Annotated in this window: 13 protein-coding genes; 9 read left to right on the top strand and 4 right to left on the bottom strand. The window is 67.2% G+C overall.

Going from position 1 to position 13,928, the window contains the following annotated elements; genetic code table 11:
- Positions 1-268: 268 nt before the first annotated feature.
- The 5 genes from rbfA to GGD82_RS19640 all read left to right on the top strand — a co-directional run bounded on the left by rbfA (position 269) and on the right by GGD82_RS19640 (position 7,556).
- The gene (gene rbfA / locus GGD82_RS19660) at positions 269-817 is read left to right on the top strand and encodes a 30S ribosome-binding factor RbfA (protein ID WP_150064081.1); all 549 of its coding nucleotides are present in this window, start codon (positions 269-271) and stop codon (positions 815-817) included.
- Complete coding sequence (truB, locus tag GGD82_RS19655; protein WP_150064082.1) at positions 807-1,784, top strand: tRNA pseudouridine(55) synthase TruB; 978 nt, start codon at positions 807-809, stop codon at positions 1,782-1,784. Before rbfA ends, truB begins: the two co-directional genes overlap by 11 nt.
- 128 nt (positions 1,785-1,912) lie before the next feature.
- Positions 1,913-2,182: a 30S ribosomal protein S15 gene (gene rpsO / locus GGD82_RS19650; RefSeq protein ID WP_150064083.1), complete on the top strand. Its 270-nt coding sequence runs from the start codon at positions 1,913-1,915 to the stop codon at positions 2,180-2,182.
- A gap of 369 nt (positions 2,183-2,551) precedes the next feature.
- On the top strand, positions 2,552-4,672 hold the full coding sequence (gene pnp / locus GGD82_RS19645; protein ID WP_150064084.1) for a polyribonucleotide nucleotidyltransferase: 2,121 nt from the start codon (positions 2,552-2,554) through the stop codon (positions 4,670-4,672).
- A 415-nt stretch (positions 4,673-5,087) separates the two neighbouring features.
- Entirely contained in the window at positions 5,088-7,556 is a 2,469-nt protein-coding gene (locus tag GGD82_RS19640) for a PAS domain-containing sensor histidine kinase (protein ID WP_170284477.1), read from the top strand.
- Here GGD82_RS19640 and GGD82_RS19635 read toward each other — a convergent pair.
- Positions 7,541-8,587, bottom strand: a complete 1,047-nt coding sequence (locus GGD82_RS19635) for an NADP(H)-dependent aldo-keto reductase (RefSeq protein WP_150064086.1) — start codon at positions 8,585-8,587, stop codon at positions 7,541-7,543. The two genes, GGD82_RS19640 and GGD82_RS19635, sit on opposite strands and share 16 nt — an antisense overlap.
- A gap of 112 nt (positions 8,588-8,699) precedes the next feature.
- Here GGD82_RS19635 and GGD82_RS19630 point away from each other — a divergent pair, with 112 nt between their 5' ends.
- Positions 8,700-9,203, top strand: coding sequence for a DUF123 domain-containing protein (locus tag GGD82_RS19630; RefSeq protein ID WP_246164019.1), 504 nt, complete (start codon positions 8,700-8,702; stop codon positions 9,201-9,203).
- 50 nt (positions 9,204-9,253) lie between these two features.
- Here the strand turns inward: GGD82_RS19630 and GGD82_RS19625 are convergent, their stop codons facing one another.
- Complete coding sequence (locus GGD82_RS19625; RefSeq protein ID WP_170284478.1) at positions 9,254-9,403, bottom strand: hypothetical protein; 150 nt, start codon at positions 9,401-9,403, stop codon at positions 9,254-9,256.
- Between GGD82_RS19625 and GGD82_RS19620 the strand changes: the two genes are divergently transcribed.
- Positions 9,402-11,129, top strand: a complete 1,728-nt coding sequence (locus tag GGD82_RS19620) for an ABC transporter ATP-binding protein (protein ID WP_184013327.1) — start codon at positions 9,402-9,404, stop codon at positions 11,127-11,129. The genes GGD82_RS19625 and GGD82_RS19620 overlap by 2 nt on opposite strands.
- 416 nt (positions 11,130-11,545) lie before the next feature.
- Here GGD82_RS19620 and GGD82_RS19615 read toward each other — a convergent pair whose 3' ends face one another.
- Positions 11,546-11,863, bottom strand: a complete 318-nt coding sequence (locus GGD82_RS19615) for a hypothetical protein (RefSeq protein ID WP_150064088.1) — start codon at positions 11,861-11,863, stop codon at positions 11,546-11,548.
- A 48-nt stretch (positions 11,864-11,911) separates the two neighbouring features.
- Positions 11,912-12,589 carry an XRE family transcriptional regulator gene (locus GGD82_RS19610; protein WP_150064089.1) on the bottom strand — a complete coding sequence of 226 codons (678 nt, stop codon included), beginning with the start codon at positions 12,587-12,589 and terminating at the stop codon, positions 11,912-11,914.
- A gap of 104 nt (positions 12,590-12,693) precedes the next feature.
- Between GGD82_RS19610 and GGD82_RS19605 the strand changes: the two genes are divergently transcribed.
- Together GGD82_RS19605 and GGD82_RS19600 are read left to right on the top strand one after the other, a co-directional pair.
- Complete coding sequence (locus GGD82_RS19605) at positions 12,694-12,990, top strand: helix-turn-helix domain-containing protein (protein WP_150064090.1); 297 nt, start codon at positions 12,694-12,696, stop codon at positions 12,988-12,990.
- Positions 12,991-13,046: 56 nt separating this feature from the next.
- A complete protein-coding gene (locus tag GGD82_RS19600) occupies positions 13,047-13,925 on the top strand; it encodes a ParB/RepB/Spo0J family partition protein (protein WP_170284479.1) in 879 nt (292 codons plus the stop codon).
- The last annotated feature ends 3 nt before the right edge of the window (positions 13,926-13,928 follow it).

Genomic DNA, 13,928 nt, shown 5'->3' with positions numbered 1-13,928 from the left:
CCGCCCCGGCATCTCCATCCGCCGCAAACGCAAGCGCTGCGGATGGACCAACGAATTCGCCAGAACCATCATCGGCCAAATGCGATAGCCCTGGTCGAGCGCGGAGCGACCGTTGATCCGGACCGGGGCGCCGCCCTATGATATGCGGTTCCATCGGAGGGGTACCGGGACCCGGATCGGGCCCGGTTGCCGGACGGGGGCTGGACATGGCCTCCCCGGCACAGACCCCATCCCATCCCACGACATGACAAGAAGGTTGGTGAGCACCATGCGACGAGGCAACGCGCGGTCTTCCGCGTCCGCCCAGTCGGGCCGCGGTCCGGGTCAGCGCCAGTTGCGCGTTGGCGAGGAATTGCGCCACGCCCTGGCGTGGACGCTGGAAGAGGGTAACATCCGGGATCCCGCGCTGGCGGAGACACCGGTGACCGTGACCGAGGTGCGTGTCAGCCCGGATCTGCGCAACGCGACCGTGTTCTGCATGCCGCTGGGCGGTGGGGAGGCGGCCGAGGCCGAGGTCCTCGCCGGTCTGCGGCGGGTGAAACCGTATTTGCGCCATGAACTGGCGGCCCGGGTGCGGATGCGCTACATCCCGGACCTGACGTTTGCCACAGACACCAGCTTTGATGTGGCCGACCGGATCGAGGCCATCCTGCATAGTCCCGAGGTCGCGCGTGACGTGGACCCGGACGAATCCGAACCGGACGAATCCGAACCGGACGAATCCGAACCGGGCGGCTCCGGTCCGGATGATCCGGAGTCGGAGGGGGAGACCGACCCGAACCGGGGCGGGGAGGGCGGCCCGGGTCATGGGGCGTAGGCGCAAGGGCCTGCCGATTCACGGCTGGTTGGTGATCGATAAACCGCTGGAGATGACATCGACGGCGGTGGTGTCGGCCGTGCGTCGCATCACCGGCGCGGCCAAAGTCGGGCACGGTGGCACGCTCGATCCGCTGGCCACCGGGATTCTTCCCGTGGCGCTGGGGGAGGCGACCAAGACGGTCAGTCACGTCATGGACGGGCGCAAGCTCTATCGGATGGGGGTGCGGTGGGGGGAGCAGCGCGACACCGACGACGGCGAGGGGCGGGTCATCGCCACCAGCGAGGCCCGGCCGACGCTCGATCAGGTGCGGGCCGCGCTGCCGGCGTTCACCGGCGTCATCGACCAGGTGCCGCCCCGGTTCTCGGCGGTGAAGATCGACGGACGGCGCGCCTACGATCTGGCGCGGGCGGATGCCGACGCGCCGGTGGACTTGAAGGCGCGCCCGGTCCGGATCGACTCCATCACGATCCTGACCTCCGCCGAGGAGGCGGTCGCGTCGCCGGACCGGTTGGATCTGCTGATTGCGGCCGGCAAGGGGACCTATATGCGGTCGCTGGCCCGCGACCTTGCGGCAGCGCTCGGGACCTGCGCCTATATGGATTCGCTGCGGCGGTTGTCCTGCGGTCCGTTCGATGAATCCCATGCGATTTCCCTGGATCATCTGGAGTCCCTGGGGCATAGTGCCGCCGGTTCCGATGCTCTGCTGTCCGTCGAGACCGCGCTGGACGACATCCCGGCCCTGGCCCTGACGGACACGGAAGCCCGCCGCCTTGCGATGGGGCAGCCGGTGGCCCTGCCGCCGTTGCTGTCCCGGATGGGGGACGCGGCGTGTGGTATCGCGCAACCGTCGGCGCCGGATGCGCCGGACGAACGGGTCTACAAGGCCATGTCCGGAACCCGTCTGGTGGCTATGGCCCGGATCGTCGGCGGCGAAATCCGTCCGGTTCGCGTCATGAACCTGTAGGAGCGGCGGGGCGGCACCCTTGGGGTGGCGTGACCTGCTTTTTTGTCGTTTCCCATGCATACGAACGTGCATGACCGCCCGGCCGGATCGGATCCGGGGCGGACCGTTTCAAGGAGCTACGGTTTACGATGTCGATTACGCCCGAACGCAAGCAGGAACTGATCAAGGAATTCGCCACCCAGGAAGGCGACACCGGGTCGCCGGAAGTCCAGGTGGCCATCCTGACCGAGCGCATCAGCAACCTGACCGAACACCTCAAGGTCCACAAGAAGGACACCCACTCGCGTCGTGGCCTGCTGATGATGGTTGGTCAGCGTCGGCGCCTGCTGGACTACGTCCGGAAGGTTGAACGTGCCCGTTACGAGACTCTCATTGGCCGTCTCGGCATCCGCAAATAGGCCGATGCGAAGGGGCCGGCTCGTGCCGGCGCCGGCCCTGTCGCACGATGATCCGTCGCACGATTCACCGTACGACGAAGCAGGGCGCCGTGGGCGCGCCGCCCGGACGTCCGTCCCTCCGGAGGGACGGACCCGGGGGCGTTTGCACCACGCTGATCGCGGGCTCGCGCCCCCCGCGCGTCGCGGAGTCCGGGCCCGGCCCGGACTCCCGTCCGCCCCGCGTCGGCTCCGGCAGCCGGCGCGCCGGAACCCCACACGACAGAGTCAGACGGTGATGGACTTCGGTTCGGGACCGGCCCGCGCACGACGCGCGGCGCCGCAGGGCGTGCCACAGGGTGGCGACGTTCACGCAAGGGAAAGATGACACTCATGTCCATGTTCAAGGTATCCCGCAAGGAAATCGACTGGGGCGGCCGCAAGCTGGTGCTGGAAGCCGGCCGGATTGCCCGTCAGGCGGACGGCGCCGTTCTGGTCTCGCTCGGCGAAACCACCGTGCTGTGCACGGCCGTCGGCGACCACGCCCCGCGTCCCGGCATCGATTTCTTCCCGCTGACGGTCCACTACCAGGAAAAGACGTTTGCCGCCGGCAAGATTCCCGGTGGGTTCTTCAAGCGGGAAGGCCGCCCGACCGAAAAGGAAACGCTGGTCTCGCGTCTGATCGACCGGCCGATCCGGCCGCTGTTCCACAAGGGCTACAAGAACGAGACCCAGGTCATCTGCACCGTGCTGTGCCATGACATGGAGAACGATCCGGACATTGTCGCGATGATCGGTGCGTCGGCCGCGCTGACCATTTCCGGCCTGCCGTTCCTGGGGCCGATCGGCGCCGCGCGCGTCGGCTACATCGATGGCAAACCGGTCCTGAATCCGACCCTGGAGCAGCTGAAGGAATCCGATCTCGATCTGGTCGTCGCCGGCACCAAGGACGGCGTGCTGATGGTCGAGTCGGAGGCCCAGGAGCTTTCGGAAGACGTGATGCTCGACGCGGTGACCTTCGGTCATGACTCGTTCCAGCCGGTCATCGACGCCATCATCGATCTGGCCGAGATGTGCGCGAAGGAGCCGCGCGAGGTTCCCGCGCCGCCGCCGGAGGCCGAGGCCGTCGCGACCAAGCTGCGTGAGGTCGCCGCGGAGGGCCTGACCGCCGCCTACGCGAAGCCCGACAAGCAGGAACGTCAGGCCGCCGTCGCCGCTGTGAAGGAACAGGCCCTGGCCGCCTTCGCCGAGGACGAGGCCGGGCTGGCCCTGTTCGGTGGTGCCTTCAAGGCGCTGGAAGCCGACATCGTGCGTGGCGCCATCCTGAAGACCGGTCAGCGCATCGACGGCCGCGACACCAAGACCGTGCGCCCGATCGAGATCGACGTCAGCTTCCTGCCGCGCGCCCACGGCTCTGCGCTGTTCACGCGCGGCGAGACGCAGGCCATGGTCGTGGCAACCCTCGGCACCGGCCAGGATGAGCAGATCATCGATGCGCTGGACGGCGAATACCGCGAGCATTTCATGCTCCACTACAACTTCCCGCCGTACTCGGTCGGTGAGACGGGCCGCATGGGCGGCGCCGGCCGCCGCGAGATCGGCCACGGCAAGCTGGCGTGGCGGGCGATCCGGCCGCTGCTGCCGACCAAGGCGGACTTCCCCTACACCATGCGTGTGGTCTCCGAGATCACGGAATCGAACGGCTCGTCCTCCATGGCGACCGTGTGCGGCTCCTCGCTTGCCCTGATGGACGCTGGCGTGCCGATGCCGCGTTCCGTGGCGGGCATCGCGATGGGCCTCATCAAGGAAGGCGACGAGTTCGCCGTGCTGTCCGACATCCTGGGCGACGAGGATCACCTCGGCGACATGGACTTCAAGGTGGCCGGCACCGCCGAGGGCGTTACCGCGCTCCAGATGGACATCAAGATCACGTCCATCACCAAGGAGATCATGGAAGTGGCCCTTCGTCAGGCGAAGGACGGCCGCATCCACATCCTCGGCGAGATGGGAAAGGCGCTGACCGGCGCCCGTGAGGAAGTGTCCGGCAACGCGCCGCGGATCACCACCATCAAGGTGAACCCCTCCAAGGTGCGTGAGGTCATCGGCACGGGCGGGAAGGTGATCCGTGAGATCACCGAGACCACCCAGACCAAGATCGACATCGAGGACGACGGCACCATCAAGATCGCCGCCACCGATGCCGCCAACGCCCAGCGCGCCGTGGACTGGATCAAGGGCATTGCCGCCGATCCGGAACTCGGGGTGGTCTACACCGGCAAGGTGGTGAAGGTGGTCGAGTTCGGCGCTTTCGTGAACTTCCTCGGCAGCCGGGACGGTCTGGTGCACATCTCGGAGCTGTCCAAGCAGCGTCCGCAGAAGGTTTCCGACGTCGTGGCGCAGGGCGATCTGGTGAAGGTGAAGGTTCTCGGCTTCGACGATCGCGGCAAGGTCAAGTTGACCATGAAGCAGGTCGATCAGGAGACCGGCGAGGACCTCACGGCCCCCACGGACTAAGGAGCCTGAGAGGGCAGGGGGCAGGACGTGTTCCGCCCCCCGGCTCTCCCGCGCGGCAAGACGGAACGGGCTTTGGGCGGGGGGTGACTCCCGCCCAATTTCTATCCGGGCCGTGGTATCGGTGTGGGCGGGTGTCGTGCGCCCTCGGTGGTCGTTCAGGCCCATAGGGTTAGGGGTCAGCGCCATTGTACGGGCGGAACGACCAGCTTTTCCTTCCTCGACGTTTGTTTATATAATTCAAAAGAGACTCCGGATCGTGTCGTGCTCCGGCTGCCGGATGGGGCAGCCGGGCGGGGCGGGCGCTGTCGGGTGGCCCGGTGTCGCCGCGTCGGCGGGAGTGTGGTGTAGGAACGGCGGACCGTCGGTCATGCTTAGGGCCGTATCCAGACCGCGTGCGGAAGGACGTTCACCCTCCATGTCCCCTTTGGATGTTATTGCCAGCGAGTCCGCGCGTTTTGTCGAAGCCGCGCCGGTGGCGATTCTCGTCCTGGATCTGACGGAGCTCTGGGCGTTCCTTCAGCCGTTGCGGCGGGAGGGCGAGTCGGATCTTGGGGCGCGTCTGGACGCCGGTTCGGGTGCCCTGGCATCGATCCCGGACCGCGTCGGGTTCGGGCTCTGCAACGCGCGCGCCCGGAGTCTTCTGGGCGTGGGCCGTTCGGATGTCGATACGGGCGTGCTGGTGCGTCGATTCCTCGGCCGGCGGCGGCATGCCGCGTTGGTGCGCGCGGGGTTGTTGGCGTTGTGGCGCGGTGACGGGGTGTTCGAGGGCGTCGCGCGGGTTCGGGTCGGGGGCTCCCGCCGGACCCTTGCCCTCACGGTGAGTCTGCCGGCATCGCGCGGTGAAGCGCGCAGCGTGTTCGTGTTCCTTGAGGATCGGACGCCGGCGCGTCCGAGTCCGCCGGCCCAGGGCCCATCCGACGACCTGTTTCACCTGACGTTCGAACGGGCTTCCCACGGCATGGCCCTGCTTGATCGGGCCGGTCGTTGGCTTCGGGTCAACCAAGCCCTCTGCACCATGCTCGGCTACACCGCCGAGGAGTTGGTCCAACTGGACTGTCGGGCGGTCACGCATCCCGACGACGCGGACACCGAGCCGGCGCGGTTCGGCGATATGATGAGCGGCCCCGATCAGACCCGTGCGCGGGAAAAGCGCTTATTGCGCAAGGATGGGACGATCGTCTGGGCCCGCGTCAGCGGGGCCTTCATCGCGCCCGGCCGGCATGGTGGTGGCGGTGACTCCATGCCGGCCGACGGTGTCGTGGTGGTGCATGTTCAGGACATACACACACGCAAGGCGGCCGAGGCCGCGCTCATACAAAGCGAGGCGCGCTTCCGCCAGTCCTTTGAGAACGCCGGCCACGGTATGGCGTTGGTCACGATCGACGGTCACATTCTGACCGCCAATCCTATGTTCTGCGAGACGGTGGGCTATCCCCTCGACGAAATTCTGGGCGCCGGGATCGATGACCTGACGCCGGAGCCCGAACGCGCGCGGGAACGCGCCCTCCGGCAACGGTTGATCGACGACGGCGGCAACGCCTATGCGATGGAGAAACGGGTTCGCCATGCCTCGGGCGAGGTGCTGTGGGTGCGGGGCAGCGTAACCGTCGTTCGGACGGCCGCGAACATCCCCATCTACTTCATCTATCAGTTCCTGAACGTTACCGATCACTATCGCACCCTGGCCCGGGCGTTGGCCGCCGAAAGCCAGCTTCTGGGGGCCATCGAGACCATAGAGGACGGGGTGTTGATGTTCGACACCGCCGACCGGCTCGTGTTGGCGAACAGCCGCTACCGCGCCTGGATGCCCGAACTCGCGGGCGTCCTGACCCCGGGGACGTCGATTCAGACCATCATTGCCGCTTCCGTGGATAAGGCCCTGATCGTGCCGCCGGAGGGCAGCAGTCTGGCCGACTGGGCGCGGTGGCGTTTGGATATCCATCACCGCGTCGATGTGCCGCCATTTGAGACGCGCGTCCGGGACGGTCGGTATTTCCTGGTCCGCCAGGGCCGGGCGGAGGACGGCTCCACCCTGGTGCTCCTGTCGGATATCACGGAGTTGAAGGCGCGACAGACCGCGCTGGCCGTAGCCAAGCGGGAGGCCGAAACGGCGAACCGGGCGAAGAGCGAGTTTCTGGCCAATATGAGCCACGAACTGCGCACGCCTCTGAATGCCATCATCGGCTTTTCCGAGATGGTCCTGGACGAAGTGCACGGCCCCCTCGGAGCGCCGGCTTACGGGGATTATCTGAACAGTATTCTGGCGTCGGGGCGTCACCTTCTGGCCGTGGTCAGCGACATACTTGAGCTGTCACGGGTCGAGGCCGGGGCGCTTCAGTTGAACGAAAGCCTGGAGTCGCTGGAGGGGCTGGTCGGGGAGGCCCTGAATCGGTTCGCGCCGGAGAGCCAAAAGCGCCGTATCGGCATGACCATGCTGGTGCGGCCCAGCCTCCCTTGGCTGCGCTGTGATCCGATCCGGATTCGCCAGTGCGTGGACAACCTGATTTCGAACGCCCTCAAGTTCACGCATCCGAACGGGTCGGTGGTCGTGCAGGCCCGTCTGGCCCGCTCCGGCCAGTTGGTGCTGTCGGTCAGTGACGACGGAATCGGCATGTCGGCCGAGGACATTCGCGTGGCGCTGTCGAATTTCGGGCAGGTGCAAGGCGTGTTTACCCGGGCCGAGGGCGGAACCGGCTTGGGATTGCCGCTCTGCCGCGCGTTGGTCGAGGCCCACGGCGGCACGCTGGAGATCATCAGCCAGCCCGGGGCCGGGGTCACGGTCATGATCCGCTTCCCGGCCCATCGCGTTGTCCTGCGGTCCGATGTGGACGCCAGGGTGAGCGAGACGGCGACCGATCCGGGGGCCGATCAGGGGCAGGGATAGGTGTACTCGGCGTGGATGGCCTCAATGCCCGCCAGCACCTCGCTCGACAAGGCGAGGTCGATGCTGTCGATATCGCGGGCGAGCTGGTCCACGGTGGTGGCGCCGATGATGGTGCTGGCCACGAACGGACGGCTGTTCACGTAGGCCAGGGCCATCTGGGCCGGATCCAGGCCATGCGCGCGGGCCAAGGCCACGTAGCGGGCCGTGGCCTCCACCCCCCGGGGCTTCTGGTACCGGGGATAGGAGTCCGGGAACAGCGTCAGGCGGGCCCCCGCAGGCCGGCCGCCCTCAAGGTATTTGCCCGACAGGACGCCCATGGCCAGCGGCGAGTAGGCGCACAGCGGGATCGCCTCGCGCTGGGCGGCCTCCGCCAGCCCGACCTCGAACGACCGGTTCAGCAGGTTGTACGGATTCTGGATGCACGCTGGCCGGGGCAGGCCGCGCGTCTCGGCCAGATGCGCATAGCGCATCACGCCCCACGCGGTTTCGTTGGAGACCGCAACGTGCCGGATGGTGCCGGCGCGCACCTGTTCGTCCAGCACCGCGAGCGTATCTTCAAGGGCGATGGCCTGGGCGTCGCCCTCGGGATCCGGCTCGTAGCCCAGGCGCCCGAAGAAGTTGGCGCGCCGCTCCGGCCAATGCAGATAGTAGACGTCGATGTAATCCGTCTGGAGGCGGCGTAGCGAGCCCTCCAGCGCCTCAAGGATGTTGGCGCGGTCGAGGCGGGCGGCCCCGTTGCGGAACTGGGGCTGGGTGCTGGGGCCGACCACCTTGGTGGCCAGGATGATTTTGTCGCGGGTGCCCCGGCTGTGGAACCATGACCCGATATAGCTCTCCGTCCGGCCTTGCGTCTCGGCGCGGGGCGGGACCGGGTAGAGCTCGGCGGTGTCGAAGAAGGTCACGCCGCGGTCGCGTGCGGCGTCCATCTGCGCGTGGGCCTCGGCTTCCGTGTTCTGCTCGCCCCAGGTCATGGTACCCAGGCTGATGGCGCTGACGGTGAGGCCTGAGCGTCCAAGGGGGCGATACTGCATGTCGGATGATCCTTTTGATCGGACAGGGGAGGGGCGGGCCCGGACGGCGCGGACGGCCACCGGCCACGCGAGAGTGGGGGCGCCGGGGACGCAAGACAAGGCCCCTGCGTCATTGCGGCCGCCGCTGTTGCCGTCCGGTTTGCGGGCTCTGTGCTCGCACTGGCACGACGGGCCGGAGGCGGTGGAGGCCGGGGTTGGCCCCGACGCCGGGGCCTATCTGCTGGCGGTCTGGCTGCCGGAGACGGTGCCGTTGCCGCCCGCGCTGTGCCAGCCGGAGCGTGATCATATCGCGGGCGGGTGGCTGGTGTATGCCGGTAGCGCCCGTGGACCGGGCGGGCTGCGCGCGCGTCTGCGCCGCCATATGCGCCGCGACAAGGGGTGCCGGTGGCATGTGGATTGGCTGACCACGGCGCCGGGCGCGCGGGTTTGGGCGGCGGCGGTGCCAGCGGGTGACGAGTGCGCCCTGGCGTGCGCCGTGCGCGGTCTGCCGGGCGCGACCACGCCGGTGCCGGGCTTCGGCAGCAGCGATTGCCGGACCTGTCCCTCCCACCTGATCCGGCTGCCGGAGGACGTGGCGCTGGCAGCGCGTGACGGGCCGGGGGGCAGCCCGCTATGATCCGGCCGCCGCCGCGCGCGTTCGCGTGGGGTGGTTCTTCTGCCCCCGACTCAGGTTCCGACCGTGCCCATGACCCGTTCCGCGTCCTCCGCTTCTTCGGCGGCATCCTCGTCGTCCGGCACGCCGCCGACCGGTCCGCGCGTGCGGTCGGACCCATCCCAGGGGGCCTGGACCGGGACCGGAGCGCTCGCCCGCCGCATGGCGCGCACGTTCCTGTGGCCGCACCGTCGGCGCATGGTCCTGGCGGTCGGCTGGATGCTGGTGATGGCGCTGGCCACGGTCGCCACGGCCTGGTTGCTGGAACCCGCCATCAACAAGGTGTTCTTGGGCAAGGATCCGGGAGCCTTGTGGTGGGTCAGCGGCGGCATCCTGGTGGCGTTCGCGCTGCGGGCGCTGGGCAACTACGGCCAGTCGATCCTGGTGACCCAGGTCGGGTTCGCGATCCTAGCGGAGGCACGGGATCGTCTGCACGCCAAGGTCTCGGCGATGGAACTGCAGTTCTTCCAGGGGCGCTCCACCGGCGAACTGGTGACCCGGTTCACGTTCGACATCAACCGCCTGCGATTCGCGACAGCGAACGCCCTGACCGGCTTGGGGCGGGATCTGGTAACCCTGGTGGCGTTGGTCGTGCTGGTGCTGTACCAGGACTGGATGCTGGCCCTGCTGGCCATGCTGGCCGCGCCGCTGACCATCGTTCCGGTGCGGCGCCTGGGGCGCAAGGTTCGCCGCCGCGCCCGGGATACGCAGCAGGAGATCGGGCGTCTGCACGCGCTCATGTCCCAGGCGTTGCGCGGCATCCGGATCGTGTGGATCGATGGCCGGGCCCAGTATATGAGTGGCCGGGTCGAAACGCTGATCGACCGCATCTTCCGGCGCCAGGTGTCGGGCGAGCGGGCGCGGACGCTCATCACGCCGATCATGGAACTGGCGACCGGCGTGGCCTTGGGCGTGGCGCTGTTCGCCGGCGCCCAACGCATCCTGAGCGGGGCCAATGACCCAGGTTCGCTGACGTCGATGCTGGCGGCGCTGCTGATGGCCTATCAGCCGGCAAAGCGGCTCGCCAACCTGTACTCCATCGTCCAGGAGGGGCTGGCCGCCGTCGAACGCCTGTTCGAGGTCCTCGACATGCCGCCGGACCTGGCCGAGCGGCCCGGTGCCATGGCATTGCCGCCGGGGCCGGGGCGGGTCCGGTTGGAGGGGGTGCGGTTCGCCTACGATCCCGCCCACCCGGTGCTGGAGTCCATCGATCTGACCGTGGAGGCCGGCGAGACCGTGGCCTTGGTGGGCGGGTCGGGCGCCGGAAAATCGACCCTGCTGAACCTGATCCCCCGGTTCCTGGACGTCGCGGAGGGGCGCGTGTGCGTCGACGACCAAGACGTGCGGGAGGTGACCCTGGCCTCGCTGCGGCAGCGGATCGCCTTGGTGACGCAGGAAACCTTTCTGTTCGACGATACCATCGGCGCGAACATCGCTTACGCCCGGCCGGAAGCGAGCGCCGGGGAGATCGAGGCGGCCGCGCGGGCGGCCGATGCCTGGGACTTGGTGGCCCGCTTGCCCCGGGGGCTGGACACGCCCCTGGGGTCGTTGGGCGGCCGGCTGTCCGGGGGCGAGCGCCAGCGGATCGCGATTGCCCGCGCGTTGCTGAAGGACGCGCCGATTCTGCTGCTGGACGAGCCGACATCGGCCCTGGACACCGAGGCCGAGCGCCGCGTTCAGGAGGCCCTGGGCCGCCTGTCGCGGGGCCGGACCGTGCTGGTCGTGGCGCACCGGCTGTCCACGATTCAGGACGCGGACCGCATTTGCGTGATGGCGGCGGGTCGTATTCTGGAAACGGGTCGTCATGCGGACCTACTGGCAAGCGGCGGCGCCTATGCCAACCTGTATCGGGAGCAGAGCCGGTCGATGACCGATGCGGATGTTGAATGACACATGAACCTGCAGGAACCGGGATATTTGGGGGGTTACCGAAATATATCGGGATTACAAACCCCTACCTAAAAATTTTGGCCGATCGGGCGGTGCGGGCAACCTTGCAGAACTGTGATCCGGCGAACCGATCCGCCATCTGACCTTGCAGTACCGACCCGTGTTCCAAGAGGCCTCCCAGGATCGTCCGGGAGGCCTCTTATATGGCGGAAACCCGCCTCTTAGAACCTGGTAAGGGGCCTCGAAACAGGTCGGCGACAGCGCCGGAACGGGCCGTCAGGTACCGCTGGAACTGTGATATGCCACATTCTCGCCGCAATTCCTATCACAGTTACGGAAAATCAAAGAGTTAGACTCAACTTCGCCTCATACTATACGGCACCGAACTGTAACCCGATTTTTGGCCGCGCGGCCCCTCATTCGTTGATCGCCACAACCCAACGACCGCCACGGTCCCAGACATCATAAGTGTACTGTGCGCCGCCGGGTTCGTTGCAGAACACGATGAAGCCGCGCTTACCCGCCATCCGCATCATCAACCGAACGTGCGAACACGTCCATCCGGCCCGACGGACGAGCCCGACCGTCTGGTTCACCAGATCCTGCACATCAATGTCGCTGTTGGCATAGGAGCGAGACCACTCTCCCGGCGTGTACGACACGTCGGCAGCGCGTACCGAGGTGGCGGTCAGGGGCAAACCCAGGACTAAAGCAATGAACAGCGCGCGGAGCATGGCGGTCTCCCGTGTTCTTGTCGTGGTGACAGACAGGCCCCCTGTCGTTCACACCACGCAGCCGAGCCAACGGACGCGGCCGATGATCTGAACCTCATGATAGAACACGGATCGATCGATTGTCTCGGGATCATAGACGGCACGGTTGTCAGAAATGATCTGGATATTTGACACGGACCATCGCAGACGTTTGAGCCGCGCGGTGTCGCCCTGCACGAAGGCAAAAATGCCGTCCATTTCCCGCCGGTCGTGAGTATCCACCATCACGATGTCACCATCGCCGATGGTCGGTTCCATGGAGTCGCCGTGGACATCAATGATCAGTAAACCCTGACTGTTCGAGCGACCCAACTTTTTGGCGATAAAGGCCGGCGTGAACGGAATGTGGTCGAGAAGCTGCGCCCGTTCGTTCCAGGCACCGCCCCCAGCGGCTAGGCGCGCGTCGTAGCGCGGCACCCCCACGAAATCAGATCCGGACCGACTTAGCCCAGTAAAGAGCCATGCAGGGTCAATATCTGCGCCCTGCGCCAATGCACGCAGAACCGACAGCGGCGGCTCTTGTTGGCCGGCGAGGTAGCGTTTGAGCTGCGACAAAGATATTCCAAGCGCGGTAGCGGCGGCTTTTTGGCTGCCCAGGCGCTTAACTCCAAGGGAAAAGCGAGTCGCGAGAGCCAAGTCCCGCCCAGATGACGGCTGGTCGGAAGGTCCATAATCGGCCTCGTGCATGGCTCATTCCTGGTTGACATACGGCCCATATATGGGCCATGTTCAATACGAAGGTACATTTTGACACCGGGTGATGGACCCGGTGATGCGCACGGAGGGACCGCATGGCGTCGGGCCAGACCTGGGATCGCCATCAGATCGCGGCGGAAGTGAAGCGCCGGGGCAGCACCCTGAGCGCCATTTCCCTGCAGGCGGGGCTGCCCGAAGCGGCCTGTCGCAATGCCCTGATCCGGAAATACCAAGCCGCTGAGCGGGCCATCGGCCGGTTTCTCGGCGTGCCCCTGTGGGAACTGTGGCCGGATCGCTGGCGGTCCGACGGGTCGCGCATCGACCACCGTACACGGGCTCATATTAGGCCCGAACGTACACGAAACGCAGTCAAAAACTCGAAAGCGGCCTGACCATGAGCCACGATGCCAGCAAAAATGCGCCAAAGTTGCCCGCGAAGAGCGCGGACTTGGCCAAAAGCAACCAAGTCACCGGCCCGGCGGGGGCGTGGCAGGGCGAACGGATGGTGGTGTCGAAGGACAGCATTCTGTTCGTCGACCGCCTGCGGGAAATCGACCCGGCCTGGGCCGAGACGCTGGCGGAGAGCATCCGCCAGCAGGGTCTTGTCGAGCCGCCGGTGGTGCGCCCGGACGAAGGGGGCGGATACGCCCTGGTGGCGGGTGCGCACCGGTACGCGGCCATGGTGCAGCACCTGGGGTGGACCGAGATCCCGGTGGTCGTTGTCCAGATGGATGACCTGAGCGCGCGCCTGCTGGAGATCGACGAGAACCTGTGTCGGCGCGGCCTGGAGCCGCTGGACCGGGCGGTGTTTCTGGCCGAACGCAAGGCGGTGTACGAAGCCCTGCACCCCGAGGCCGTTCAAGGTGCGGCGGGGGCGGCGGCAAAGCTGCACAAAAATGATGCAACTGCAAATTTTGCAGTTGCAGACCCGGGACCGGCGATCGGCTTTGCCCGTGAGGTGCGGGAGCGCATCGGCCTGAGCGAACGCACGATCTACCGCGCGGTTCAGGTCGCCGGTGGGCTGGCGCCCGACGTGCGCCGCCGCATGCAACGGTATGGCCACTGGAAAGAGGGCGACCTCTACGCCCTCAGCAAGCTGGCGCCGGACGAACAGGCCGCCGTGGTCGATGCCCTTCTGACCGGCATGGAGCCCGGCGCCCGGCCCGACCTGGGCGCCGCCCTGAAACACCACAAGGGCGAGGGGCCGCAGGACGCGGGCGACGATGGGGGCCTGTCGCGCCTGCTGTCGGCCTGGAACCGCGCGGACGGTGCCGCGCGGAAATCGTTCCTCGGCCACCTGCGCGAAACCGGCGCCTTGAAGGGCTAACGC

Source organism: Roseospira marina (assembly GCF_014197855.1).
Taxonomy (GTDB): Bacteria; Pseudomonadota; Alphaproteobacteria; order Rhodospirillales; family Rhodospirillaceae; genus Rhodospira; species Rhodospira marina.
The sequence above is the reverse complement of the archived record's forward strand: the minus strand, read 5'-3'. Positions and strand labels throughout refer to the sequence as shown.